Source organism: Sphingobacterium sp. NPDC055346 (genome assembly GCF_053645235.1).
Genome location: NZ_JBSHMI010000009.1, coordinates 151,721 through 178,675, shown reverse-complemented (window position 1 = coordinate 178,675; position 26,955 = coordinate 151,721). Strand labels below are relative to the sequence as shown.

The window sequence follows — 26,955 nt, the reverse complement described above, 5'->3', positions numbered from 1 at the left end:
AATCATGAAAAGCACAGTTTTATCAACGCCCTTCCAAACCTAAAGCTAAAAACACACAAAACACTGATAATCAACCAAAAAACACCTCATTCATTCACTCTTTTCAACTATAACGTTTTCGTAAATAAAGATATAACGGTTTAGCAAAGTCAGTTACTTTATTGGTTATTATTGTGATATAAACCATTACAGATCATTCATTATCTAACTCCATTTTCCGCTTCCTAAGCCTATTTACCAAGCTTTCGAAAAGGAAAATGAATTGTAAACCTTAAACTCTTTAAATTATGACAAAACAGTATGTTTTACTCATCCTATTCTCGTTTTGGATGATTCTGCTCTCTGCAGACCCCTGTTTTTCACAGCAAAACCAAAACCTCATACGAGGGACCGTCAAATCAACGGATGGCACTCCTGTTGAAGGAGCCAGCATCATGCAGACAGGTACAAAAAATGGAACCTTATCTGATGGAGACGGAAAATTTGAACTGGAATTAACAAACGGTACTAGAGGAACCCTGACAATTACCCACACGGGCTTCAATACACAGACCGTTTCAATCAACAGTCAAGATTTACAGATTTCTTTGCAACCTAAAGCAGAAGACTTAGATGAAGTCGTTGTAGTAGGTTATGGTACTCAAAAACGAAAGGACCTTACTGGTGCCGTTGCTTCTGTACAAGCCGAAAAGCTTGAAAAAGAAGCCCCTAGGTCGGTCCAAGATCTATTGAGAGGAAATGCTGCAGGTATTGTAATCAGCCAAGGAAATACAGCGAAGGGCGACGCGGATCTTCTGGTAAGAGGAAGAGGAACCCTAAAAGCTGGCGCTAGCCCACTCAATGTAGTAGATGGGGTTATCTTTGATGGAACATTTGCTGATATCAACCCAAATGACATTGCTTCCATCGATATCCTAAAAGATGCAAGTGCAACTGCAGTTTATGGTGCTAGAGCAGCAAATGGCGTCGTATTGATCACTACCAAACGCGGTGCTTCCGGTAAACCAACCATTACGTTGAATGGCAATTTTGGCTTCGTAGAAAACTCCTACATGCCAAGAGTCATGAATGGACAGGAATTCCTAGCCTATCGCTATGATTATGAAATGGGTAAAAGAGCCCAAGATTACCACGACAAATATCCTGAAATGTTTGTGGATCCAAGAAAATTGACAAATGTGGATCAATTGGCATGGTATAACTATGACCAAAAAGACCCTGCAACAACCGTAACGGAAGAACAATTGATCCGTTCTTGGTTAGCAAGGTTAGAAATGAGATCTCCAGAAATTGAAAATTACCTGATTGGGAAAGAAACAAACTGGCAAGATCAAGTTTTTCACAAAGGAATCCAGCAAGATTATACAGCAAGTATTTCCAATAAAACGGATAACCTAAACTACTATTTCTCCCTTAACCATGTAGATCGCGAAGGCTTTATCGTTGGAAACCGGTTCAAGAACTTCAGGACCAGGATCAACTTGGAATCCAAGATCACCAACTTCTTGAAAGTTGGAACCAACGCCAACTTTGCTGCCAGAAACGAAGGTTTCCTACAGGCAGATTGGGGGCAATCAGCAATTATTCCTCCATATGGGTCTAACAATATCGATGATCCGAACAGCCTTTACAGAAGATTGCCTACGGGCGATGTTACTCCAGTAAACCCATTCTTCGATAATATGTTTAGAGACCGTGTGGATCGCTATAACACTTTAAATGCAACTCTATACGGCGTTATCACATTACCTTATGGATTTGAAATCCAATCCAACTTTACGCCATCATTCATCTGGAGAGAATACTACAATCACGATTCTTCCCTGAACCCAGAATGGGCAGCTAAGGGCGGAACGGCGGAACGTTCCTTCTTCAGGACCTACAACTGGCAGATTGACAACGTCCTGCGTTGGAAAAAAGCCTTTGGAGATCACAACTTTGAGGTTACTTTACTTCAAAATGCTGAAAAAGGTCAATATTGGAGAACCAAAGCTACGGCTTCCAACTTCGTTCCTAGCGATATCTTAGGCTGGCATAGAATACAGGCCGGAACGGTTCCTTTGAATGAAAGTGATGACACTTACCGCACTGGAGATGCCTTAATGGGTCGTTTATTCTACTCTTTCAAAGACACCTACCTTTTCACCGCATCGGTACGTCGTGACGGTTATTCTGCATTCGGTTCTCAAAACCCTCGTGCAACCTTCCCTGCACTGGCCTTCGCATGGAATTTCACGAATGAGAAGTTTATGGAAGGAACTAAATCTTGGTTAGACTACGGAAAACTAAGATTGACTTGGGGAAGAAATGGTAACCGCGATATCCCACAGTATGACGCACTTTCTGATATGACCTCAGGCTTACATCCATATATCGACTCCAAAGGAAATGTTTACCTAGGCTCACAATTGTATGTGAACCGCATGGCCAACCTGGGGCTAAAATGGGAAAACAAAGCCTCTTATAACTTAGGTTTGGATTTCGCGATGTTCAAGAACCGCCTATCTGGTGCGATTGACCTGTACACCGCAACAACCCATGACCTATTAGTTGACCGCGAACTACCTGAAATTATTGGTTTCAGCAGCGTAGCAGCCAATTTAGGAGAACTTAAAAGCCATGGTATCGACGTGAGCTTAACTGGAAACATTATCCAAAAAGAAACCTTTAACTGGTCTTCTAACTTCATTTTCATGCTAAACCGCAGAAAGATCGTAACTCTTTATGGCGACATGGTGGACATTAAAGATGATGCCGGCAATGTTATTGGCCAGAAAGAAGCTGATGACATCAAGAACAGATGGTTTATCGGACAAGACCCTGACCGTATCTGGGATTACGAAAGACAAGGAATCTGGCAACAAAATGAAATTGATGAAGCTGAAAAATTCGGATTACAACCTGGAGATTTCAAATATATTGACCAGAATGGCGATGGCGTGATGACTGATGCTGACCGTATCTTCCAAAGGTACAAAACACCGCGATTCCGTTGGTCTTGGAGAAATGACTTCAACTATAAAAACTTCAACCTTTCTGTGTTCATTTACTCCAATTGGGGACAAACTGATGGATTCAACCGTGCAGCAAACAACAGTAACTTCGCAGACCGAACCACTGATTATGTGATGCCTCGTTGGACTCCTGAAAACCCAATCGATGATTATGCGAGAATCGGTTCAAAGAATATCGGATCAAATTACATCAATAAGTCCTTTGTTAGGTTAGAGAACATTTCTCTTTCATACTTGGTGCCTTCCAACATCTTGGAAAAAGTAAGCATCCGAAACCTGAGGATTTCCGCTTCTGTAAGAAATGCCGCCATGTGGGCTCCACATTGGGAATTTGGTGACCCAGAAGGATTTCCTGTTCCTAGAACCTACAACCTAAGCCTTAATTTCTCACTATAACCTATTGATCATGAAAACTTATAAGAAACTATTATATATCGGCTTATTTGGCACTGCTTCCATCACCTTGATGGAAAGCTGTAGCAAAGATTGGCTAAAACCTCAACCCCTATCCTTCTATGCCCCTGAAGTAGCCCTATCTACACCTGAAGGACTTTACTCGGCACTGACCGCCTGTGAGCGGAATATGCGACATGAATTTTTTGGAGATGGCGCACCTATCCTGACCGAAATCATCCAATCGGATGTGGCTGTTGAAGGGACTACGGACAAAGCCGGTCCTCAAATGAACATGGACATCGCACTCCTACCTGATGCACAGCTTAACCATGAAAACAATACGCGTGTGGGTTGGTATTGGTATGAAGCCTACAAAGGGATCAAATATGCCAATACGGTGATCGCCAGAATAGACAATGCAACCTTTAAGGATGACGCTGAAAAGAACGCTATCCTGGGTGCAGCCTATTTCCAACGTGCTTATCGCTATTACAAATTGGTTCATCAATTTGGAGATGTCCCTTTCCTGGACTGGGAAATCAACGAGCCTAAATACGATTTCTATTCTTACGATCGCTGGAGCATCTTAAAAAGACTGAAAAAAGATCTAGAATTTGCATACCAATGGGTACCGGAAATAGTTGATCGTGGAAGGACCTCGAAAGCAGCTTGCGGAATCCTATTGATGAAAGTAGCTATGGCACTTGAGGATTTTGATCTGGCCATCAAAGTTGGAAACGAAGTAGTAGCCAAACATCCTTTGATGAAGAACAGGTTTACCGTCAACCAGAACCGACCTAATACAAACTTGATGTTTGATCTCCACAGTGTTGAAGCAAAGCTGGACATGAGCAATACCGAAGGTCTAATGTATGTAGTTGCCTATCCAGAAGCAGAGGGTTCAGCTAGAATCGAAACCATGCGTAATGCCGTTCCATTCTGGAATAATGGAAATATCAAAACACCAGATGGCCAAACAGGAACCAATGTAAACTTGGCCCCGGGCGAAACCGACCCATCCATGGACCTCAACAAATCCTATGGAAGAGGAATTGGAAGGTTGAGACCTACATGGTATTTCAGCAACTCGATCTGGAGAGCCGACAAAGAAAAGAACGACCTACGCGGCATCCACAATATGAACAGCTGGAAACGCATGGAAGACTTGAAATATAACAGCCCAGACCTAAAAGCTAAGGGAAGTCAATGGTATGGAAAAAACTTCGTCAAAAGCCCTAGTATGAGCCCAGAAGACACCATCCGTCTTTGGTTCTCATGGCCACATTACAAGGTTTTTGTACCAGATCCTTTGAGCTCCACTTGGACAGGCGGGGAAACCCCTTGGTATGTATATCGTTCGGCTGAAGTTTATTTGCTTTTAGCGGAATCATATTACTGGAAGAACCAACCTGGAATGGCTGCAAATGCGCTTAATGAAGTTAGGACAAGAGCCGGCGCAACCCCTATACAGGCAGGAGATGTCAATATCGGGGAAATCCTAGATGAACGCGCAAGAGAGCTTTACTACGAAGAAAACAGGCACGTAGAATTGGTCCGGATGTCATATACCTATGCTAAGACCAGAAAGCCATGTGAAATTTTTGGAGGAAGGGTCTACAGCCTTGAAAACATCAGCGGACCAGGAGGTACCAATTCCAACATCAAACAAAATGGGGTGAACTTCTGGTATGACCGTGTGGTAGCAAAAAGCAATTTCTACAACAAAGGCGTAAAACATAAATGGGCAGAATACAAAATATCCGTTCACCATATCCTTTGGCCGGTTCCAGCTGGAGCGATCAACACTAACCTAAAGGGAATTATCAACCAGAACATTGGTTACCCTGGCGCGGAAAGAAATGAAAAACCATTAATCGTGCCTGATGAAGGAACAGTATTGGGTCCTAAAGCAGAATAAGAGAAAATTACATGTTGAATACCATAAAATAGCAATCAATGAAAAGAAAAACGATTATCAGATCCATCTCCTCAGTAGGGCTCGCCCTATTACTATCCGCCCAGGCAAATGCACAATCCAGCGATAGCAAAGGTTTTAAACCTCTGTTTGACGGAAAAACTCTGGCTGGTTGGAAATCCGCAGGTGGTGCAGCACCATATACCGTTGAAGACGGAGCAATAGTTGGAAGAATGACCAAAGGAACCCCAAATTCCTTTCTGATCACGGAAAAAGAATATGGCGACTTCATCCTTGAACTCGATATCAAACTGGAAGGCGATAAAACCAATTCGGGAATCCAGACCAGAAGCCATATCGACCCCAATGCCAACAATGGAAAAGGTAGGGTCTATGGCCGTCAGATTGAGATCGACCCTTCCCCACGCTCTTGGGCAGGCGGTGTCTATGATGAAGGAAGAAGAGGATGGATCTATCCATTGGACCTAAATGAACCTTCAAAATCGGCATACAAAAAGGATGAATTCAACCATATCCGTATTGAGGCCATCGGAAATGAACTTCGTTCTTGGGTTAATGGCGTGCCTGCAGCTTATGTTGTGGATACCGTCGATGCATCTGGCTTCATTGGTTTACAGGTCCACAGCATCCCTGCTGAATTGGATGGCAAAAAGGTATATTTCAAAAACATAAAGATCAAGACTGAAAACCTTAATCCTAGCCCATATCCAAAAGGCCAATACATAGTAAACCTTACTCCCAATGCATTAAGTGCGACAGAACAAAAGAACGGCAGCAAATTGCTATTCAACGGCAAGAACTCCGATGGTTGGCGAAGTGTAAAGGGAGAAAGTTTTCCGGAAAAAGGTTGGTCAATCAAGGATGGCATCATCAAAGTACAGAAATCCGATGGCGGCGAATCTACCAATGGTGGCGATATCATTACCAAGGATAAGTTCAGCGTGTTTGACCTGTCCTTTGAATTTAAACTTACACCGGGTGCTAACAGCGGTGTAAAATACTTTGTCACCTTGGCGGAAAAAACATCAGGATCTGCCATTGGATTGGAATATCAGATCTTGGATGACGCGAAACATCCTGATGCAAAATTAGGAAGAGATGGAAACCGCACCATTGCTTCCCTGTATGATCTAATCACTTCCGATAAGGGTAGAGGTGCCACAAGACCTATTGGCGAATGGAACAGAGGCCGTGTATTGGTGGACAAGGACAACAAGGTGACCTACTACCTCAACGGTGTCAAAGTTTTATCCTATGTGCGAGGATCTAAGGAGTTCAAGGACTTGGTGGCAATCAGTAAATACAAAGACTGGGATAAATTTGGAGAAGCTTCGGAAGGACATATCCTGCTTCAGGACCATGGCGACGAAGTATCGTTCCGATCAATAAAAATCAACAAAATAAAATAACCATTAGCTGTCAATAAATATGAATCATTATTTATCACGCAGGAGCTTCATCAGCAAGTCTATAATGGCAGGAGGTGCAGTTTTACTTTCCAACAGTGTACTGGGGAAAGTAAAACTTGCCAGTGCCAATGAAAGAGTTAATCTTGCCTGCGTAGGAATAGGAAATAGAGCGAACGAAATCATCAAGGAACTGTACAAAACCGGACAATGTAACATTGTCGCACTTTGCGATGTGGACATGGGCGCAAAACAAACCCAGGAAATCATCAAGATGTTCCCAAATGCGCCAAGATATCAGGATTTCAGAAAAATGTTTGATGAAATGGGCAATCAGTTTGATGCTGTTGCCATTGGAACGCCTGACTTTGCCCATTTTGCCATTACCATGCAGGCACTGGACCAAGGAAAACACGTCTACGTGGAAAAACCTATGGCAAGAACCTTCAATGAGGTGGAGCTGATGATGCAAAAAGCTAGGAAAAACCCGAAGCTTGCCACTCAAATGGGTAACCAGGGTCACTCTGAAGCCAATTACTTTCAGTTTAAGGCTTGGAAAGATGCCGGGATCATCAAAGATGTTACCCGCATCGATGCCCATATGAATAGCCCAAGAAGATGGCATGGCTGGGATCCAAACATCACAGGATTCCCATACCCAGAAAGAATTCCGGAGACCCTAGATTGGGAAATCTGGCAAATGCAGACTCTTGGCCACCATTACAACAAAGACTTTGTAAATGGTCAATGGCGTTGCTGGTTTGACTTTGGAATGGGTGCTTTAGGAGATTGGGGAGCCCATATCTTAGATACCTCCCATGAATTCCTCGAGCTGGGATTACCGACCGTGGTTGAGGCAAAATCCCTGGAGGGACATAACTCCTATTTCTTTCCCATGTCCTCGACCCTGAACTTCCATTTCCCGAAAAGAAAGAATATGCCTGCAGTGGACATCAACTGGTATGATGGACTTACAAACCTGCCACAGATTCCGGAAGGTTATGGTGTCTCAGGATTGGATCCAAACATTCCACCGCCAAGTACAGGAAAAATTGAACCCGCGAAACTAAATCCTGGAAAAATAATCTATTCCAAAGACTTAATTTTCAAAGGCGGATCACATGCCAGTACCTTGTCCATCATTCCAGAAACCAAAGCCAAGGATATGGCGTCAAAACTTCCTGAAGTTCCCGCTAGTCCTTCAAACCACTTTGCAAATTTCCTGAATGCCTGCAAAGGAACGGAAAAGACCAGGTCATCCTTTGAAATCGCAGGACCGCTCAGCCAAGTCTTCTGTCTTGGAGTCATCACTCAGAAAATGAACAACAGAATTGAGTTCGACCCAAAAACCAAACAGATTACCAACGACAAGTTCGCCAATGAAATGCTTTATGGACCTCCTCCAGCAAGAGGATGGGAAGAGTATTACAAGGTGTAGTATTTACCAAATAGTATTTAGTATAAAGTATTTAGTATTTAGACTTTCCTTTATTGCGGACAAGAGTTTAGAAGAGTTACTTTTTAAGTATTTAGACTTTCCTGTATTGTAGACAAAGGTTTAGAAGAATTACTTTTTGAGTATTTAGACTTTCCTGTATTGTGGACAAAGGTTTAGAAGAATTACTTTTTGAGTATTTAGACTTTCCCGTATTGTGGACAAAGGTCTAGAAGAGTTACTTTTTGAGTATTTAGACTTTCCTTTATTTTGGACAAAAGTCTAGAAGAGTTACTTTTCAAATATTTAGTAATAATATTTAATATTTGGATAGATTAGCCGACCTAGGTCTAAATACTAAATACTTTCTACTAAATACTAAAAAAAAGATCTGCAAAATATTTGCAGATCTTTTTTTAGCTCCTGAAGCTGGGCTCGAACCAGCGACCCTCTGATTAACAGTCAGATGCTCTAACCAACTGAGCTATTCAGGAGTTTAAACCGTCCCTTTCGTTTTCGGTGATGCAATTATCGGAAGTTTCTCCGACAAGTGCAAATATTTTTTGGCGATTTATCGCAAGTTATTCAAAACCAATTAGAATTAATTAAACAGAACATCTCGCAGGATATAGGTCGCGAAGCTAAAGTAGATCACTAAGCCCGTTACATCGACAATAGTCGACACAAAGGGAGCTGATGAACTCGCTGGATCCGCTCCAAACCTACGAAGTATGAATGGCAACATCGCCCCGACCAATGATCCCCAAAGTACCACACCGACCAAAGAACTCCCGATTGCCGCGCCATACAGGTACCATGCATCACCATAGGTATCCTTGAACACTTCCTCGACCCCAATTCTCATGAAACCTAAAACACCTAAGATTATCCCAAGCAGCAAACCCGAAAGGATTTCACGCTTCATAACCATCCACCAATCCCGAAGGGTCACTTCACCCATCGCCATCGCTTGAATGATCAGGGTGGATGCTTGAGAACCGGAGTTCCCCCCGCTAGACATGATTACAGGCATCAACAAGACAAGAACGGTAGTGAACTTGGCCTCGTAGTGCTGAAGGACATTAAAAGTCAACAGCTGGCCTAAAAACAGCACAATAAGCCATCCTGCTCTTTTCTTCACTAGGTGAAAGATCGAAACATCCAAATAAGGTTCATCTAAGGCCTCGGTACCCCCGATACGCTGCATGTCTTCGGTATACTCTTCATTGGCCACCCATAAGATATCATCGATCGTCACAATACCCAACATGATATCCTGTTCATCCACCACCGGAAGGGCCACTCGATTGTTCATACGGAAAATAGTCACGGCCTCTTCTTGCGGGTCATCGGCATGCAAAGAGATCAAGCGGTTGTCGATCAAGTCTGCAATTACCTTATCTGGCTCCGCCAAAAGAATGTCCTTGATCCGAACGTCATCGATCAGCTTCCCATCCGAGTCGATCACATACAAGACATCAATCGTTTCAGAAGCCGAACCGTATCGACGGATGTGATCCAAAACGCGAGGCATGGTCCAATGTTCCTTGACTGTTATGTAGTCCGGAGTCATCAAACGTCCTACCGAATCTTCAGGGTAGCCAAGCAAGGACAGTGCTTCCTTTCTCTCTTCGGGAGTCAACAGAATAATGAGCCTTTTTACAACATCACCTTTCAGTTCCGAAAAGAAGGAAGTACGGTCATCCGGAGGCATCTCGTTTAAGAGCTCTCGGATCTTGGAAGCCGGTAATTTTTTGAGAATTCTTTCTTGGGTGGGGAAGTCTAAAATACGGAACACATTGACCGCTCTTTTAAGACTTAAAGTTTCTAAAAACAGGGGGCCATATTCAGGAAGCTCATCAATCAATTCTTCAACATCCGAAATATTTAGTTCGTTCAAATAATCCGCAAGCTCAGTATGATCTCCACGTTCAATCAATTGCTCAACATGTGCTACAAGCATTGCTAATTCTTCCATACGCCTCCTTTATTTTATTATCCTACATTGGTCCAAAAATCGTTTGTGCAAAAGTCGTTTTTTTTGGCATAATAATATAATTAATTTTTAATCAATAAATCCGACAACCCGGACAACTCAATAAGCATGCAACACCCACACCCGCAACATGCCATAATGTCACTATAAAAATTTACTAGACCAACCCAATAAATCGAGATCAAATCAATGGGTAAATTCCAGTTCATAAAAATTAAGAAAATCCGGGGTTTCAAATTTTTGAAAATAAAACAGGGACGAAAACCAAGTTGGAATCCCAGCACCTGGATCTAGAAATTTTTCAAATCAAAAATCCACCCTCCAGCTAACGTCAATCCTATTTTAAAAAAAGCCTTAAGAAGCGTCAAACATTTGAATTAATTAAAATTTAACCTACATTTACAAAGCAAAAAGTTAACTGAATTATTAATCGCAACTCAGTGATTTAAAGACAAAAATACACGTAAAACAGTGTAAATTATGGAAAAATCAATATGAATATTAAACACTATTATTCAACTACTTATATCTTCTATAAAAACAATAAATTAATATAAACACTTAAATTTTTACTAATATATTTAGTATATGCTAATATCACCATATTCTATCAATTATAAAAAGCTTTTTATCAGTATTTTAACTATTCTTATAATAAGTTTAAATACACATCTTGTAAAATCTCAAATAATTGACAATGAACAAGCCTCTTCTAAGGTTAAGTGGAGACAGATAAATACTGAAAAATTTCAACTCATATTCCCGATGGAGTTCGAAAAATCAGCCTTGCTCCTCTCCCAACAAATCGACAGCATGATTGATTATTCCAGTCGGGATTTAAAGCGCGCTCCAAAGAAAATTTCAATAATTCTTCACGAAAATCATATTGAACAGAACGGCTATGCGCAACTTGCCCCTCGAAAAGTCGAAGCATTTTCAACCCCTGGACCTGCAAGCGACAATACTGAATGGCTTCCAAATCTTATCCAACATGAGTTAAGACATGTAGCACAATTTGACAAGTTGACAGGTAGTATTCAAGGTCCATTTTTCCAACAATTGGCCTTCGCATTGTATGGTCTTCACCTACCGGCTTGGTACTTTGAGGGAGACGCGGTCTCCATAGAAACTCAATTTTCTGCCGGAGGTAGAGGCAGAAGTAGCTTATGGTTCATGCCCCTTCGGACCAATTTGCTCTCCGGAAAAGACTACTCTTTTAGTAAAAATATACTAGGGTCTTTCCGGGATCTGACCCCATCCTACTACCTCACCGGGTACAGCATGAACAGCTACCTGACCAACCATTTTGGCTATGGGGTAAAGGAAGAAATCATGGACAACATGAGAGCCAATTTATGGCGACCTTTTAACTTCAATTTAGCACTGAAAAAGTACAGCAATCTGAACAGCAAAAAACTCTATGACGCCACAATTTCTGAACTCAAAGAGGAATGGGAATCTTCAAAAAATGAAGGAAATTTTAACCTTATTTTTGAGGAAAACAACCGCTACCCCACGCACTATTTCCTTCCTCAAACCAACTCCTCAAAAGCTATTTTTACCCTTGTTCAATCACCCGCTTTCATCCCAGAAATCAGAAAAAGAACTGCAGATAAAGAAGAAACCATAACCAAAATTGGATACCAAATCACTCCATATTTTCATGTGAACGACCAATTTCTGGTATGGGATGAACTCAGAAAGGATGCTAGATTTGGTAAACAGACCTATAATATTATTAGGATTTTGGATCTCAAAACTGGAAAAATTGAGGACCTTTCTAAAAATTCTCGATTTTACAGCCCTATATTGAGCGATAATTCCCAAAAGGTATACACAGTCCAAGTGGACCAAAACAACTTATCTAGCCTCTTCTATATCGACCGAATTTCAAAGAAATCCTCAAAAATCATGGATTTTCCTGCAGGATTTCTTATCCAACAGCCCAGTTTGAATGCAGATGAAACAAAGATTTCAGCGATTGCCATCAGTCCAAAAGGGACAAATATCATTGAGATAGACCTCGAAACCTCCCAATTTAAGGAGCTGTTTCCTTGGTCAAACCAAGAATTCCAACGTCCCATTTACCTGGAAAATGACCTTATTTTTAAAGCTCAATTTCAAAAAATCGACAATCTTTACCGCTATTCCAGCAACGATAAGAAGCTATATATTATCTCAGATTCGCCATTCGGAGCCTTTCATCCAAGCCCCGGAAACAACCATTCCGTACTTTATAACGAGTATCAATTCAACGGATATAAAGCAGCTTTCCTTGACTCCACACAACTGATAGGACAGGAAATCACAGCGAATTTTGAGGTTCCGGCCCAGACAGACCACAGGATAAAAGCTAGTTTTGCAGGACCACAACCCGAGGAAACACAGCCTTATCAAGTAGAAAAATACAATAGCCTTAGTCATTTATTTAACTTTCACAGCCTAAGCATAAGCAGCAATAACTTCGAAAGTTTCGACAATTATAGACCTGGAATCTTCTGGATTGCCAATGATCTACTCAATACTTCTCAGCTAAAATTAGGTTATGAATACGATTTGGACATGGAAAAAAGCGTCTATTCAGCAGAGCTAACCTACCAGAAATACTATCCGAAATTCAGTTTTTCCTATAAAAACAGGGGCCAAATCGGCTATGCTAAGAAGCAAAACACGGAAAATGAGTACACAAGATTTGACTTCAGGGAACATGTTTATAGCTTGGACATGCAGATTCCCTTGAGCATTTACAGAGGAAAAACCACCTATAACTACGGCTTTAACCTAGGTACGTCCTATCAAAAACGATATGATTTAAGCTTAAATACCCTGCGGGGATTTCATGATGAAATTGCCTTCTCTCTCAATTATCAGGCATATTTCAACCGTAATCAAAGAAGAAGTCAAATGGACCTGATCCCTAAATGGGGACAGAATATCAATGTTCTTTACCGTCATGTACCATTCGAAAACACGTTAGAAGGCTCATTATTTGCCATCAGGACCAATTTCTATTTTCCTGGTTTCTTCAGGAACCATGGCTTCCAGGCTAGGCTATCCTACCAGAAAACTGATGGAAGATACAATGATACCTATGATATTCCAATGGTATCTGGCTATGCTCATTTCGATTCGCCGAAAGTAGAAAACACCCTTTTGATGAACTACAGGTTCCCGATCGCTTATCCCGACTGGGCAATTGGGCAATTGGCTTATATCAAACGTTTCCATGGTTATTTCTTTGCCGACTATCAAAATCTCCAGGACAGCAAGGCCGAACCTACCTCATTCGGAATAGGCCTATCAGCAGACTTCAATATGTTCAAATATGTACTTCCAGACTTTGGAGTGGGAGCTAAACTCAGTTATATCAACCAGGCTAGTGCCAAGCAGCGGTTTGTGCCAAGCTTCAGCTTGAGCTACAGCTATTAAACAAGGAAGGGGAACCAAATGGCTCCCCTTCCTTTATTTTATAGATAATATTAGTCTAAAATAGCTTTAACACCAGGAAGTGTCTTACCTTCCATGTATTCTAACAAAGCACCACCACCAGTACTAACATAGCTAACATGTTCTGTCATTCCAAATTTAGATACCGCAGCAGCTGAGTCACCACCACCGATCAATGAGAATGCACCGCGCTCTGTTGCTGCAACAACTGCATTTGCAACCGCACGAGTACCTTTAGCAAAAGTATCCATCTCAAATACACCCATTGGACCATTCCACAACAAGGTATTTGAAGCCATGATCACATCTTTAAAATGCTCAGAGGACTCAGGACCTATATCCAAACCTTGCTTATCAGCAGGAATCTCATCATTAGGACCATCATAAACATTGGCATCATTTGCAAAACGGTCAGCAATCTGAGCATCAGTTGGAAGAACCAAGTTCACCCCTTTTTCATCCGCTTTTTTCACTAATTCATTTGCCAAATCTAATTTATCTAGCTCAACCAAAGATTGACCAATTTCACCACCGCGCGCCTTTACAAAGGTATAAGCCATACCACCACCAATGATCAAATTGTCAACTTTGTCTAATAAGGCCTCGATCAATTCCAATTTATCAGAAACCTTAGCTCCACCCATAATAGCTGTAAATGGACGTTCAGGTTTATTCAATACTTTCTCCGCATTTTCAATTTCCTTCGCCATTAAGTAACCAAAGTACTTGTTGTTAGGGAAAAATTCAGCAATAATAGCCGTAGAAGCATGAGCTCTGTGTGCAGTACCAAATGCATCATTAACATAGACATCACCCAATTCAGCTAATTTCTTAGCAAAACCACGGTCTCCTTTTTCTTCTTCTTTGTAGAATCTTAGGTTCTCTAACAATAAAACCTGACCTGCCTGCAAATTCTTTGCCTTCTCCACAGCATCAGAACCAATACAGTCATCTGCAAATTGTACATCAACACCTAATACCTCAGATAAGTGCTTTACAATATGTTTAAGTGAATATTTGTCGGTAGGTCCTTCTTTTGGTCTTCCTAAGTGGGACATCAAAATAACGGAACCTCCGTCTTTTAAGATCTTTTTAATAGTAGGCAGCGCACCTTGAATACGGTTGTCATCAGTAATGTTGAAGTTCTCATCTAAAGGAACATTGAAATCAACTCTTATTAAAGCTTTCTTCCCGTTGAAATTTAAATCGTCGATAGTTTTCATTTTATTTTTATTTCCGGTTGATTTTAGAGTTTAAAGATATAAAAAACTTTCATTTTTCTTTTCAATCTGTAAATCTCTACAATAATTCTAAATCTATGTAGTAATACCTTATGCATTTCCTATAAAAGCCCATTTCTATTTTTATGAAAAGGCTGAGCGCTGGCAAGAACTGCCATGATTCAAAAAAAGCGCTGATTTCTCAATCAGCGCTTTTTATTAATATATCTCTACCAGATATGGAATCCTAGCCTGCACACCCGATTGCTGACTGATCCTTTTCAGTTCCGTCAAATATTTTACGTAGTCCCCCATCTCATCTTCTAACATCCACATCTTTATTTTATCCCTCGAAGTAGACCATATCGAAGCAAAAGGATCTTTCGCTCTTGGATACTCCGAAACTCTATAATTCTCGATTTTTGCTTTCTTAGCAGCCGCAACAATGGCTTGGTCCAAGGTCGCTAAACGGTCTACCAATTTCAATTTCACAGCTTGTTCACCAGTCCACACTCGGCCTTGACCAATGCTGTCAACATCCGCTACTTGCATTTTCCTTCCATCAGCCACTCGCTTCAGGAATACTTGGTAAATCTTATTAACGCCACCCTGAATGATTCCTTTTTCCTCTTCCGACAATGGTCTGTCCATATCCACATCCATATCAGCAAACTTAGAAGTCTTCACCGCATCGAAATGGATGCCTAATTTATCATTGAATAATTTTTGGAAACTTGGAATCAATCCGAATACACCAATTGAACCTGTTAGGGTTGTTGGATCGGCAAAGATAGAATCCGCAGCAGCCGAGATATAATAACCTCCAGAAGCAGCATAATCACCCATGGATACTACTACAGGTTTCACTTTCTTTGTTAGATCGACCTCTCTCCAGATGGATTCCGAAGCCAAGGCAGAACCTCCCGGAGAATTTACGCGCATCACAATAGCCTTAACCTTATCATCCTGTCTCAATTCCCGTAATTCCCTAGACAATTTATCTCCACCAATCTGTCCTTCTATACCTTCACCATCAATGATCTCTCCATAGGCATATAATACAGCTATACGATCGCCACCTGCTTCGCCAGCACTTGCTTTGTTATTATAATCTAATAAGGAAACTACTGGAATATTTTTTTTCGCATCAATACCCAACTTGTCCTTGATCTTAGAAATCACTTGATCTTTGTACAACAGATCTGTAACAAATCCATATTTCTTGGCATCTTCCGCTTCACGGATTAAATAACCGTTTGCAATGCTTTTTAAGCTATCTGTTGATATCTTTTTAACAACCGAAATATCGTTCAGGAAAGCACCATAAATACTGGTTAGATAAGAATTCACCTGCTCCTTATTCGCCTCGCTCATACTATTGAGGATAAAAGGTTCAACCGCACTTTTATAAGTTCCAACTTTGAGGACTTGCATATCGATTCCTAATTTATCCAATGCCTCTTTATAAAACATGACCGAAGTAGCCAAGCCCCTGAAATCAAGGTTCCCTTGTGGATGCAAATAAACCTCATTAGCCACAGAGTTCAGGTAATAGCCTTTTTGGCTCATCACGTCACTATAGGCTACAATAAACTTATCCGAAGTCTTAAAGTCCAAAAGTGCCTCACGAATGGCTTTCATCGTTGCGAAGCCAGTCCCTACACTTGTCACATTAAGATAGATTCCCTTGATGTTATTGTCTGTTTTTGCTGCTTTTATCTTTGAAACGATATCATTCAATCCAATGGATTTAGACCCCGAATAGCCCGGGATATCCAGACCTTCAAATGGATTTGCTTCTGTTTTTTCTGTGATTGCATGATTTAGGTCGATTAACAGAACAGAGTTGCTAGCTGTTACAGTTTCACTCTTACTGCCCACCGAACTGATCATCATCCCAATGATTCCCATCAGGATAAAAAACATTAATATACTACTGATAATAATACCTGTAATGGTCGCAAGTACGTATTTAAAAAATGATCTCATATAATTTATTTAAGTAGTGTCCGTAAATTTAAGCTATTATTCCGATTATCATAAAACAATTCATATATTAAACTCATGAATAAAGTTTACCTACTTTTAGGGGCAAATATTGGTAATCCCAACAAACAACTAGAAGACGCAAAGGTTGAAATTGAAGACAGAATTGGAAAAATCACACGGCAATCCAAAATTTATGAATCCGAAGCTTGGGGCGTAGAAAACCAACCGGTATTTTTGAACCAGGTGATCTTGTTGGAGACAGATTTCTCCGCAAATAAAGTCTTGAATGAAATCTTGAAGATTGAAATTCTTTTGGGCAGGATCCGTGGACAACGCTGGGGATCAAGGATCATCGATATTGACATTCTATACTATAACGAAGACATTATACATACCGAAGACCTTCAAGTCCCTCATCCATATATTCAAGAAAGAAACTTTACCCTGATACCCCTCGTAGAAATAGCTGCCGACTACTCCCACCCTATTTTTAAGAAATCTAACAAGGAATTGCTGGAAGAATCAACCGATCAACTGAATGTAAAAACAATCTAACATGAACCATTATTCCATTATTAACCCCGCCTCTATCCAAGAGAACATGATGAACAACATCGAGGTCATCAAACAGATGATCCCTTTATATCTTGGTCAGGGAGTAGAAGATTTTAAGGCTTTAGAAGTCGCGATTGAATCTCAGGACCATTCAGACATCAAATCAAAAGCGCATCATATCAAGCCGACCATGCAATACCTAGGTGCTACGGATTTAAGGATGAAGTTCCAGGAGCTTGAGGACAAAGCTGCCGGCGAAGAACCGATGGCAGACATCCTGGATCTATTTGAAAACATCAAAAAGGATTTCCATTTAGCCATGGCTGAATTGGAAGATTATCAAACTAAACTTCACTAATTTCTTTCTCGGAGGCAAAATGTATTTTTGAGAAAACAATATAAAGAACCAAGATAATTGGTAAAGCTAAAAACTTCAAGATTACCAATAACACGACGCTGATAATCAGGAAAAGGTATTTGTATTTATTGACAACCCAACTCAAACTGCTCAGTTTCATAGAGAATAATTTTATTTCCGACACCAATAGCAAACTGGTCAGGATAGCTATGCCCAATAAAAGCCAAGTGTTCTTTAAGGCAGGATAATCTTGGAGGATAAAAGGCAAGGAAACTATAAAAAAGGTATTCATTGGCGTATTCACACCAATGAAATCCGTGCTCTGTCTCGTATCAATATTGAATTTTGCCAATCTTAAAGCCGAAAATACGGTAATGATAAAACCTAGATAAGGAAGGTATTCATTCGAACTGGTATCTTTTAGTAGTGTAAAGATTATGGCTCCCGGTAAAAACCCAAAACTAATCACATCAGCCAAGGAGTCCAATTCCTTTCCAATCAACGATTTGACATGCAATGCTCTAGCTGACATACCATCGAAAAAGTCAAAAATACCCGAAGCTAATACACAGTAAAAAGCCAACATATACTCTTGGTTCAGGACCATGACAGTACCGATGCAACCTGAAAAGAGGTTTAGGGAAGTGATCGTATTTGGAATGTATTTCTTCATAAAAAAAGCCATCTTTTCGCAAAGATGGCTTAAAAATATCAATTTATGATGGCTTTTTAGCCATTCATGCTAATTAAAAATTCTCCGTTGGATTTAGTTCCACGCATTTGGGTCAACAAAAATTCCATTGCTTCTTGCGAGTTCATGTCGGCAAGGTGGTTTCTCAATACCCATAGGCGTTGCAATTCATCACGGTCAACCAATAGGTCATCACGTCTTGTGCTAGATGCAGTAAGATCGATGGCAGGGAAGATACGTTTGTTAGACAATTTACGGTCTAATTGTAGCTCCATATTACCTGTACCCTTGAATTCTTCAAAGATTACCTCATCCATTTTAGAACCTGTTTCAGTCAATGCTGTAGCTAAAATCGTCAATGAACCACCGTTCTCGATATTTCTAGCTGCACCGAAGAAACGTTTTGGTTTATGAAGTGCATTGGCATCCACACCACCGGAAAGGATTTTTCCTGATGCTGGAGCAACAGTGTTATAAGCACGTGCTAACCTGGTAATGGAATCCAATAAGATAACCACATCATGGCCACACTCTACCATACGTTTTGCTTTTTCCAATACGATGTTGGCAATTTTCACGTGACGGTCAGCAGGCTCATCAAAAGTCGATGAAACAACTTCTGCACGTACGCTTCTTGCCATGTCTGTAACCTCCTCTGGACGTTCATCGATCAATAAAATGATCAAGTAAACTTCAGGATGGTTTTTGGCGATCGCATTGGCAACCTCTTTCAATAAATTGGTCTTACCAGTTTTAGGCTGTGCAACGATCAATCCACGTTGTCCTTTACCGATTGGAGTGAAAAGATCCATAATCCTTGTCGAGTAGTTGCTCGGACCTAGATCCAAATTCAATTTCTCATCAGGGAACAATGGTGTCAAATAATCAAAAGGAACACGGTCTCTTACTTCAGCTGGGTCTTGACCATTGATGGCCTCAACTCTCACCAAAGGAAAATATTTCTCGCCTTCTTTCGGAGGACGGATACATCCTCTTACATTATCTCCAGTTTTCAATCCAAATAACTTGATCTGTGATTGAGAAACATAGATATCATCCGGAGATGTCAAATAATTATAGTCTGAAGACCTTAAGAAACCATAACCATCGGCCATAATTTCCAATACACCTTCATTAATAATTACGTTGTCAAAATCTGTTGGAGTGGAAGCTTTAGAAGAAGGTTCAGGAGAAGGAGTAGTTGTGGATTCTGTGGGAGTAGATTCTGCTGCTGGTTTGCTAACAAAATCCATTTTCGTTTCCTCATCATCGGCTGCCACTCTGTTTCTACCTACTGCTACAGGTTCTGCAGCTTTCACTGTACGCACTCTTTTTCTTGTTCGCTCTGCATTGGCTTTATCCGAATCAGCATCAGAAACTTCTACAGTTTGCTCTTGCTGAGACTCTTTGGCTATTTCAGAAATACGATCAATTAACTCTTGTTTTCTAAGCTTTTCAGCATCAACAATGCCTAGAACTTTCGCAATCTCGCGCAATTCAGACACGAGCTTCGTATTCAATTCATTAATATCCATTAATATTAAAATATGATTTTTAAGGATTTTTACTTTTTTTGAAATATATCTCTCAGCTAATACATAAATTTCATATGTCTTATTGGGTAACTAAATCTTTTATAGAGATTTTATACTAGCGTCCCGAAAGATAAATTAAGAACCGCCACAAAGAAAAAAAGAACTATTGTAATTTCAAAAGAAAATCAGCACTTTTTTTTTATTTATAGTTTATTATATAACGTTAAGTAGCAGTAAAATGTTTTAGCAGCTGCCGAAAAACTTTAGAAATCAAAAAAAAGTTCTTTATTTGTACGATTAAATCATAAAGTTAGACATTTTTTTTATGAATAACCAACAAACAAACACCAATTACCCAGCTCTTTACACCTTAATCGTGGTGTTTTTTTTCTGGGGATTTATCGCAGCTGGAAACAGTGTATTTATTCCGTTCTGTAAAAATTACTTTCACTTAGATCAATTTCAATCTCAACTTATTGATTTTGCTTTTTACTCGGCCTACTACATTGGCGCTCTTCTTCTCTTTATTTTCGGAACCATTTCTGGAAAAGACCTCGTAGGAAAATGGGGCTACAAGCGAAGTATAGTCTATGGCCTTTTGTTCTCGGCATTAGGTGCCGCAGCAATGATCGTCGCTGTAGAAGTCAATGTGTACACGGGAATGTTAATAGGTCTATTTATTGTTGCATTAGGTTTCTCCTTGCAGCAAACCGCAGCAAACCCATTTGCAGTGCTATTGGGCGACCCTAAAACTGGGGCATCTCGGGTGAACCTGGGGGGCGGTATCAACTCTTTCGGTACCACTATCGGACCATTGATCGTTGGATTTGCACTATTTGGTACCTTCGAAACCATTTCCGATGCTGAAATCGCTAACCTTCCCCTAAACAAAGTCGTATACCTTTATATAGGTGTGGGTCTTCTTTTCGTATTGGCAGCTGGTTTATTCCATTTCTCTAAGAAAGTTCCGGCAGGTTTCAACCTGGAACAGATGGAACCCGCTAACAAGGCTAGGACAACATTGATCATTATGACCATTTTGTTGCTATGTGCTTTTATCCCTGTATTTACCAGTTACAAATCTGACACTGCCCTTCATATCCTAGACCTAAAGGAACAAGCGGCTAACAACAATAACCAAGAGCTTTTAGCACAGATTAAAGACCTTTCACATGGTTTGGAAATCAAACGTATGCTATGGTTACTGGGTGCTTTGGCCGTAATTGTTTTCGGTCTTCTGTTCTCTTATAATAGTGCCAAGAAAAATCCTGAAGGTTGGGGAGCCATGAAATATCCACAATTGGTTTTGGGTATGTTGGCCTTATTTATCTATGTAGGGATTGAAGTTGCTATCGGTAGTAACCTAGGTGAACTTTTGACTTTGGAAGAATTCGGCAACCTGCAATCTTCGCAGATTACTCCATACGTTTCCATGTACTGGGGCGGTATGATGATCGGCCGATGGGCAGGCGCGATTACAGCGTTCAACTTGACAAAATCTAAGAAAAAATTACTGACTATCATCGTTCCTGTCATAGCTTTCACCATTATTATCGGGGTGAATTCACTTGCTGGATTCGACATGTCCGTTCTATACTATTTCATTATCTGTGTGGCATTACAGATCGCTGCATTCTTCTTGAGTAAAGAAAAACCTGTCCGTACCTTGATCATTTTCGGAACTTTCGGGCTATTGGCCATGATCGTTGGTTTGATGACATCAGGCACGGTAGCAATCTACTCCTTCCTAGCTGGAGGTTTAGCTTGTTCTATCATGTGGGGTTCCATCTTTAGTCTTTCGATCGTAGGATTAGGAAAATACACCGAACAAGGTTCGGCATTCTTGGTGATGATGATTTTAGGTGGTGGTATCATCCCTCCTATCCAAGGAAAGCTTTCGGATATCATTGGTATTCACAACTCTTACATTGTTCCAGCGGTTGGTTTTATCTACATCATCGTCTTTGCGGTACTAGTTCGCAAATTCTTGTCTAAACAAGGAATTGCAATTGACGAAATTGAGGCCGAAGGAGCTCACTAATGCTAAACTAATTGTAAAAAATACACTAAGTATTTTTCGTGTTAAAATAATTTTAAAAACCTTATAACCAAGCAGTTATAAGGTTTTTATTTTTAATCAAGGCCCTAACCTTCCTAAATTATTTCAATATATCAAATAAAAATTCTTATTTTTATTAATAAATACCGTATTTTGGGATTTAAACTTAGAACAATACCATTGTAAAACGAAAAAACAAGTTACTTTAAAACTAAATTTATAAATAATGATAATAATTGCAGATGGAGGGTCTACAAAAACAAACTGGTGTTTGCTAGATGATAACAACAAGAAGATTTACTTCAACACCGAGGGTTATAACCCATATTTTGTAGATAGCGAATACATTATTGCATCCCTTAAAAAAGGACTACCTCAAGATATTCCATTTGAAAAAATCAGCGAGGTAAATTATTATGGTGCTGGTGTACACAATGAAGAGAAGGCAAAAATTGTCGAAGATGCGATCCAGGCAGTGTTCCCAAATTCTAAAGTTGAAGTTGGTCACGACCTATTAGCTGCTGCACGCGCGTTATTAGGTACTAACCCTGGTTTTGCTGCTATCCTTGGAACGGGTACTAACACTTGTATATACGACGGAAAAGACATAACTCACAATATTGATTCAGCTGCCTACATCCTAGGTGACGAAGGATCTGGTAGTTTCATCGGTAAGAAGCTTTTGGTAGATTTTATCAGAGGTCTAATGCCTAAGGATGTTGCTGAGGCATTCTTTAATGCTTACAAACTTACTCCTGATGAAATCATGGACAACGTATACACAAAACCTTTAGCTAACCGTTTCTGCGCTAGCTTCAGTAAATTTGTATACGACAATAACGTAAATATCGAATACACTCGCAAAATCGTTGACGATGCATTCGAAGCTTTCTTCAACAACCTTGTGAGCAAATACCCTGATTACCAATCTTACACTTTCAACTGTATCGGTTCTGTAGGTTACAACTTCAGAAACGTACTGGAAGAAAAAGCTACTCAATATGGAATGAAAGTTGGAAAAATCTTGCGTTCTCCTATTGACGATTTGGTACAGTTCCACATCAACAGATCAAAAAGCGTTGCTTAACCTATAGCAGCCTGAACATAAAAAAGCCCAATTGCTAGCAATTGGGCTTTTCTTTTGATATATCTCTTTTAGAGCTCTACCGACTCACCGATCTTTGGCAAGGCCAAGTACACCTCTGACTCGTTAAACTTCTTCTTTGCTTCCTCATGATTAATCGTAATTGGAGGAAAAGAATCATAATGTATTCCGATCACATTATTGCAGTTCACAAATTCAGCTGCAATCACGGCATCATCCACATCCATGGTATAATGGCCACCAATAGGCAACAAGGCCCAATCAATCTTATGGCGTTCCAATAACTTCATTTCCATGGTCAACGCGGTATCTCCAGCAAAATAAATGGTTTTGTCTTTCAAAAAGAACACATAACCTACCGGAAAACCTGCATAAGCACCATCTGGAGTGCTATTGCTATGTGCGGCATAAACCATCTTCACCTTCCCAAAAGGAAGGTTCAACGTTCCACCCAGATTATATTCGATTACTTTATCATCGGGTACCCCTTGTTTTCTCACCCATGCAGCTGTTTCTACAATGGTTGCAACAGTGGCCCCACTTTGTTGTTGGATACTGAACATGTCGGCCACATGGTCTTGATGGCCATGGCTCAGGAAAATGTAATCAGGATTGATCTTACTGATATCCACAGCCTTCGCCAAAGGATTATAACTGATGAATGGATCCATCAAAACCTTGGTCCCATCAAAATCAAACTCCACACATGACTGTCCGTAATATGTTGCTTTCATTTCTCTTTTATTATTTACCAAATAAGTTGCCTAAACCTCCTAATCCACCTAATAGGTCCTGCGAGGCTGCTTGCATTTCAGTTTGACTGATACTTTCAGCCTGAACCAAAGCCTTATTCAAGGCAACAACCAATAGCTCTTCAATTTCCTCTTTATCTGCATCCTTAAAGAATTCAGGGTCGATCTGAATTTCTTTGATCTCCTTATTCGCCGTGGATATTACACGTACCTTGCCGCCCTCTGCTTCTCCCGATACGGAAATATGATCCAATCTTGCCTTGATCTCCTGTGCCTTTTGCTGTGCTTCAAATAACTTATCAAACATAAATACTCCTTAAATTTTAAACCCCAAATTACAAATTATTTATGAATCTCGACAATTGCTTGGCTCTTTTGAGCAGCTTGTTTACCTTTGTAGGATAATTGTCTATCATAATGATTCAACTAAAACACTATACCGCAATAGCAAACGAATTACAAGAGTCTGAGCCCGAAAAATTCGAGCAACTTGAGGAAGAAATCAATATCATTATCCATAAATTAAAGTTCATCCATATTGAAAACCGACCGATGGTCGAAATTGTGGACCTTTCAAAACCTACCACAGACCCAACTTATATCGAAGAACTGAGCGAAATCGCTGGAGCTCAGAACAACCCCTTGGTAAAAGAGCCTGAAAACACCGAAATCCTGATCTTTATCAACGACAATCCTGCTTTCCTAGGAACACTGCCAGATTTATTGAACGAGCAATACAGCGACTATAAAGCCGTTAAAAACAACAATGTCTTTATTATTCAAAAGCCTGATTTTGGAAAACGCAAGGGAGACTTTTTATTGGATACAGAAATATTCGCTGAAATTATCCAATCAAAATATTTTGTATATGGACATGAAGGAAACCACTGGATCAAATTTGATCTTTAATCCTGAAAAAACTCCATAAAAAAGGTCGCTTCTTGAATTAGAAGCGACCTTTTTTTATTCGAACTGAAATTATATATATTTCTTTCTTAAGATAGCATATAGCTTATCTACAGTCTGTGGTTTTGAAGCCCAGTTATTCTTCAGCGAATAGTTAGACTGCAAAAAGGCATCTGCTTCTGCAAAATTGTCAAATCTGTTCAGGAGTTCAATCGCTTCAGAATAAGCTAAGCTATAGCCATTGAACAGGTCTTTAATAAACAGGAGTTTATCATTTAGACTCACTGCAACCTTAAGGTCTGCAATGCGGTCACTACTTTTATCTTGGGAAGTATTGAACTGATTTGCATTGGTCAATCCAGCCTTTTTTTGTTGCTGGATCAATTCGTTCAATGTCAATGGACGGCTAGGTTTAACTTCCGCCTGTTTTGCCAAATCATTCAAGGAAACGACCTCTTCCGGTTTATCTTCCTCAATCTCGATTTCCTTCTCTTCGATTACGACCTCGTTAACGGTAGGTTCAGCATCAGCTTTCACTTCCTCCCTGTTTTGCTCCTCGACATTCTTTTTATCTTCTTCAGCTTCATCTGCAGATGCTACTGAAGTATAACCTGAAGAGGCGGTATGGACAGGATTGGATGATATATTGAAATTTTTGAAATCAGATACTTCTTCAACGGGTTCAGCTTCTTCCTTCTCTTCTTCCCTAGCCTCAGCCTCTTTTGGATCTTCTACCAATTCCTCTTCCTCATCTTCTATTATTTCCTGGTTTTCCTCGTTCGATTCCTCTGCATAAGTGGTCGATTCCGGTTGCTCTTCATCATATTCCTCGACAAAAGGTTTCCTTTCAGTTTCAGGTTCTACGGCTTCAACTTCTTGGATCTCTTCTTCCACTGGTTGCTCATCAGCCTCATGCTCCTCGTGTTCGATCGCTGGCGTAAAGGTTTTTTCCTCTTCCTGCACTACCCCTGCACTCGCAGAAGCCAATAAATGAGTCGGTTGAGTCTGTAGCGATGCTAAGGCTTCGATATGCGCTGCCAAGTATTTCGCCTGAGCAGCCAACAACAATATATCTGCTTTTTTGCCTGCTAGATTCTTCTTGTCTAGCCCTGCATAATGCTCATTGATTTCTACCAAAAGATCCCCAATTTTCCCTAAAATATCCTGATCTGAATAAGCCATGTTTTATGTGTATAGATTGAAATTAATTCTATTATTAAATGTGATATAAAAAAATAAACAAACTGATTGACACCTCGTTTACGCTTTTATCCTATCTCCTTAAACCAAAAATAAGATTAAATTTCGATATTCGTAAGCTATATTAGCTAAGAATTTCATATTATATGAAACTTCTGAAATCAGGTTTTTAGTATAAAGTTTTATCAAAATGATGTTGTTTTCTGAACATAATTTCCCCAACAGAAGAGGTCCCATTGGTAGTATCGAAGTGATCTGTGGGTCTATGTTTTCTGGCAAAACGGAGGAACTGATCCGTCGGATGAAAAGGGCTCAATTTGCTAAACTTCCAGTAGAAATTTTCAAACCTGAAATCGATGTGCGTTATGGCATAAATGAAGTCGTTTCCCATGATAGCAACTCCATTCCATCCACGCCAGTATCGCATTCTTCAGCCATCCTGCTCTTAAGTGCCGATACCAAGGTAGTAGGAATCGATGAAGCCCAATTCTTTGATGAGGAACTCCCTAACGTCTGTGTAGAATTAGCAAACCGTGGTATCCGAGTGATCGTTGCAGGGCTGGACATGGATTATCTAGGAAAACCCTTCGGACCCATCCCTAGCCTGATGGCCATTGCCGAAGATGTAACCAAAGTCCATGCTGTCTGTGTTAAATGCGGCGCTCCGGCTAACTACTCCTACCGTCTCCAACAAAATGAATCCCGTGTCCTTCTCGGTGAAAAAGAAAGCTATGAACCTAGATGTAGGTCTTGCTATTTTGGATTAGATAGGAATTAGACATAAGACAAAAGACATAAGACAATTGTCCATTGTCCATCCCTAAATAGGGTTGACCGTTTTTATACTTTTCTCATTTTCATCAATTATTCTCCATCTCTGCCATAGGTTGAGCCAAGATAACCCGTCAGAAAGTTCTTTTGTCTGATGTCTAATGTCTTGTGTCTAAATCTTATA

At 40.2% G+C, this 26,955-nt stretch carries 19 protein-coding genes and 1 tRNA gene; 11 read left to right on the top strand and 9 right to left on the bottom strand.

Translation table 11 applies throughout. The annotated features are described in order from the left end of the window. The first annotated feature begins 287 nt into the window (after positions 1-287). From ACWICE_RS17670 to ACWICE_RS17655, 4 genes are read left to right on the top strand one after another with little or no spacing between them, the layout of a single operon-like run. Positions 288-3,410 carry a SusC/RagA family TonB-linked outer membrane protein gene (locus ACWICE_RS17670; RefSeq protein WP_454298906.1) on the top strand — a complete coding sequence of 1,041 codons (3,123 nt, stop codon included), beginning with the start codon at positions 288-290 and terminating at the stop codon, positions 3,408-3,410. Positions 3,411-3,420: 10 nt separating this feature from the next. Beyond that, entirely contained in the window at positions 3,421-5,328 is a 1,908-nt protein-coding gene (locus tag ACWICE_RS17665; protein ID WP_185214049.1) for a RagB/SusD family nutrient uptake outer membrane protein, read from the top strand. Between the two features lie 38 nt (positions 5,329-5,366). Next, positions 5,367-6,755 carry a 3-keto-disaccharide hydrolase gene (locus ACWICE_RS17660; protein ID WP_454298905.1) on the top strand — a complete coding sequence of 463 codons (1,389 nt, stop codon included), beginning with the start codon at positions 5,367-5,369 and terminating at the stop codon, positions 6,753-6,755. A gap of 19 nt (positions 6,756-6,774) precedes the next feature. After that, positions 6,775-8,190, top strand: a complete 1,416-nt coding sequence (locus tag ACWICE_RS17655) for a Gfo/Idh/MocA family oxidoreductase (RefSeq protein ID WP_454291262.1) — start codon at positions 6,775-6,777, stop codon at positions 8,188-8,190. A 417-nt stretch (positions 8,191-8,607) separates the two neighbouring features. Here ACWICE_RS17655 and ACWICE_RS17650 read toward each other — a convergent pair. Together ACWICE_RS17650 and mgtE are read right to left on the bottom strand one after the other, a co-directional pair. Continuing rightward, positions 8,608-8,681: transfer RNA gene (locus tag ACWICE_RS17650), tRNA-Asn, on the bottom strand. Between the two features lie 107 nt (positions 8,682-8,788). Continuing rightward, positions 8,789-10,165: a magnesium transporter gene (gene mgtE, locus ACWICE_RS17645; protein ID WP_185214112.1), complete on the bottom strand. Its 1,377-nt coding sequence runs from the start codon at positions 10,163-10,165 to the stop codon at positions 8,789-8,791. A 783-nt stretch (positions 10,166-10,948) separates the two neighbouring features. On the opposite strand from mgtE, the gene ACWICE_RS17640 reads away from it, so the two are divergent. Then, on the top strand, positions 10,949-13,612 hold the full coding sequence (locus ACWICE_RS17640; protein ID WP_454298904.1) for a hypothetical protein: 2,664 nt from the start codon (positions 10,949-10,951) through the stop codon (positions 13,610-13,612). A 50-nt stretch (positions 13,613-13,662) separates the two neighbouring features. Here the strand turns inward: ACWICE_RS17640 and ACWICE_RS17635 are convergent, their stop codons facing one another. Together ACWICE_RS17635 and sppA are read right to left on the bottom strand one after the other, a co-directional pair. After that, complete coding sequence (locus tag ACWICE_RS17635) at positions 13,663-14,853, bottom strand: phosphoglycerate kinase (RefSeq protein ID WP_454298903.1); 1,191 nt, start codon at positions 14,851-14,853, stop codon at positions 13,663-13,665. 216 nt (positions 14,854-15,069) lie between these two features. After that, on the bottom strand, positions 15,070-16,839 hold the full coding sequence (gene sppA, locus ACWICE_RS17630; RefSeq protein ID WP_454298902.1) for a signal peptide peptidase SppA: 1,770 nt from the start codon (positions 16,837-16,839) through the stop codon (positions 15,070-15,072). 75 nt (positions 16,840-16,914) lie between these two features. Here sppA and folK point away from each other — a divergent pair, with 75 nt between their 5' ends. Both folK and ACWICE_RS17620 read left to right on the top strand, forming a co-directional pair. Next, positions 16,915-17,394 (top strand): 2-amino-4-hydroxy-6-hydroxymethyldihydropteridine diphosphokinase, encoded by a 480-nt coding sequence (folK, locus tag ACWICE_RS17625; RefSeq protein ID WP_185214116.1) that lies wholly within the window; start codon positions 16,915-16,917, stop codon positions 17,392-17,394. Between the two features lies 1 nt (position 17,395). Further along, a complete protein-coding gene (locus ACWICE_RS17620; protein WP_313261169.1) occupies positions 17,396-17,752 on the top strand; it encodes an Hpt domain-containing protein in 357 nt (118 codons plus the stop codon). Here the strand turns inward: ACWICE_RS17620 and pssA are convergent. Together pssA and rho are read right to left on the bottom strand one after the other, a co-directional pair. Next, the gene (pssA, locus tag ACWICE_RS17615; RefSeq protein WP_237219515.1) at positions 17,739-18,425 is read right to left on the bottom strand and encodes a CDP-diacylglycerol--serine O-phosphatidyltransferase; all 687 of its coding nucleotides are present in this window, start codon (positions 18,423-18,425) and stop codon (positions 17,739-17,741) included. The genes ACWICE_RS17620 and pssA overlap by 14 nt on opposite strands. Before the next feature lie 56 nt (positions 18,426-18,481). Further along, positions 18,482-19,978 (bottom strand): transcription termination factor Rho, encoded by a 1,497-nt coding sequence (gene rho, locus ACWICE_RS17610; RefSeq protein ID WP_185217615.1) that lies wholly within the window; start codon positions 19,976-19,978, stop codon positions 18,482-18,484. 325 nt (positions 19,979-20,303) lie between these two features. On the opposite strand from rho, the gene ACWICE_RS17605 reads away from it, so the two are divergent. Both ACWICE_RS17605 and ACWICE_RS17600 read left to right on the top strand, forming a co-directional pair. After that, positions 20,304-22,019, top strand: a complete 1,716-nt coding sequence (locus ACWICE_RS17605) for an MFS transporter (RefSeq protein ID WP_185214120.1) — start codon at positions 20,304-20,306, stop codon at positions 22,017-22,019. A 244-nt stretch (positions 22,020-22,263) separates the two neighbouring features. Continuing rightward, positions 22,264-23,124, top strand: a complete 861-nt coding sequence (locus ACWICE_RS17600; protein WP_185214121.1) for an N-acetylglucosamine kinase — start codon at positions 22,264-22,266, stop codon at positions 23,122-23,124. Between the two features lie 68 nt (positions 23,125-23,192). Here the strand turns inward: ACWICE_RS17600 and ACWICE_RS17595 are convergent, their stop codons facing one another. Further along, positions 23,193-23,876, bottom strand: a complete 684-nt coding sequence (locus ACWICE_RS17595; protein WP_313261168.1) for a metal-dependent hydrolase — start codon at positions 23,874-23,876, stop codon at positions 23,193-23,195. Positions 23,877-23,886: 10 nt separating this feature from the next. Further along, positions 23,887-24,201 carry a YbaB/EbfC family nucleoid-associated protein gene (locus tag ACWICE_RS17590; protein WP_185214123.1) on the bottom strand — a complete coding sequence of 105 codons (315 nt, stop codon included), beginning with the start codon at positions 24,199-24,201 and terminating at the stop codon, positions 23,887-23,889. Positions 24,202-24,311: 110 nt separating this feature from the next. On the opposite strand from ACWICE_RS17590, the gene ACWICE_RS17585 reads away from it, so the two are divergent. Continuing rightward, the gene (locus tag ACWICE_RS17585; protein WP_185214124.1) at positions 24,312-24,803 is read left to right on the top strand and encodes a hypothetical protein; all 492 of its coding nucleotides are present in this window, start codon (positions 24,312-24,314) and stop codon (positions 24,801-24,803) included. Positions 24,804-24,872: 69 nt separating this feature from the next. Here the strand turns inward: ACWICE_RS17585 and ACWICE_RS17580 are convergent, their stop codons facing one another. Further along, positions 24,873-25,982: a hypothetical protein gene (locus ACWICE_RS17580; RefSeq protein ID WP_454298901.1), complete on the bottom strand. Its 1,110-nt coding sequence runs from the start codon at positions 25,980-25,982 to the stop codon at positions 24,873-24,875. 211 nt (positions 25,983-26,193) lie between these two features. On the opposite strand from ACWICE_RS17580, the gene ACWICE_RS17575 reads away from it, so the two are divergent. After that, complete coding sequence (locus tag ACWICE_RS17575; RefSeq protein WP_185214148.1) at positions 26,194-26,778, top strand: thymidine kinase; 585 nt, start codon at positions 26,194-26,196, stop codon at positions 26,776-26,778. Positions 26,779-26,955 lie beyond the last annotated feature (177 nt).

Bases quoted from the DNA above. Each gene is read 5' to 3' on its own strand.
- ACWICE_RS17670 (WP_454298906.1), top strand. From the start codon at position 288: ATGACAAAACAGTATGTTTTACTCATCCTATTCTCGTTTTGGATGATT.
- ACWICE_RS17665 (WP_185214049.1), top strand. From the start codon at position 3,421: ATGAAAACTTATAAGAAACTATTATATATCGGCTTATTTGGCACTGCT.
- ACWICE_RS17660 (WP_454298905.1), top strand. From the start codon at position 5,367: ATGAAAAGAAAAACGATTATCAGATCCATCTCCTCAGTAGGGCTCGCC.
- ACWICE_RS17655 (WP_454291262.1), top strand. From the start codon at position 6,775: ATGAATCATTATTTATCACGCAGGAGCTTCATCAGCAAGTCTATAATG.
- mgtE (WP_185214112.1), bottom strand. From the start codon at position 10,165: ATGGAAGAATTAGCAATGCTTGTAGCACATGTTGAGCAATTGATTGAA.
- ACWICE_RS17640 (WP_454298904.1), top strand. From the start codon at position 10,949: ATGGAGTTCGAAAAATCAGCCTTGCTCCTCTCCCAACAAATCGACAGC.
- ACWICE_RS17635 (WP_454298903.1), bottom strand. From the start codon at position 14,853: ATGAAAACTATCGACGATTTAAATTTCAACGGGAAGAAAGCTTTAATA.
- sppA (WP_454298902.1), bottom strand. From the start codon at position 16,839: ATGAGATCATTTTTTAAATACGTACTTGCGACCATTACAGGTATTATT.
- folK (WP_185214116.1), top strand. From the start codon at position 16,915: ATGAATAAAGTTTACCTACTTTTAGGGGCAAATATTGGTAATCCCAAC.
- ACWICE_RS17620 (WP_313261169.1), top strand. From the start codon at position 17,396: ATGAACCATTATTCCATTATTAACCCCGCCTCTATCCAAGAGAACATG.
- pssA (WP_237219515.1), bottom strand. From the start codon at position 18,425: ATGAAGAAATACATTCCAAATACGATCACTTCCCTAAACCTCTTTTCA.
- rho (WP_185217615.1), bottom strand. From the start codon at position 19,978: ATGGATATTAATGAATTGAATACGAAGCTCGTGTCTGAATTGCGCGAG.
- ACWICE_RS17605 (WP_185214120.1), top strand. From the start codon at position 20,304: ATGAATAACCAACAAACAAACACCAATTACCCAGCTCTTTACACCTTA.
- ACWICE_RS17600 (WP_185214121.1), top strand. From the start codon at position 22,264: ATGATAATAATTGCAGATGGAGGGTCTACAAAAACAAACTGGTGTTTG.
- ACWICE_RS17595 (WP_313261168.1), bottom strand. From the start codon at position 23,876: ATGAAAGCAACATATTACGGACAGTCATGTGTGGAGTTTGATTTTGAT.
- ACWICE_RS17590 (WP_185214123.1), bottom strand. From the start codon at position 24,201: ATGTTTGATAAGTTATTTGAAGCACAGCAAAAGGCACAGGAGATCAAG.
- ACWICE_RS17585 (WP_185214124.1), top strand. From the start codon at position 24,312: ATGATTCAACTAAAACACTATACCGCAATAGCAAACGAATTACAAGAG.
- ACWICE_RS17580 (WP_454298901.1), bottom strand. From the start codon at position 25,982: ATGGCTTATTCAGATCAGGATATTTTAGGGAAAATTGGGGATCTTTTG.
- ACWICE_RS17575 (WP_185214148.1), top strand. From the start codon at position 26,194: ATGTTGTTTTCTGAACATAATTTCCCCAACAGAAGAGGTCCCATTGGT.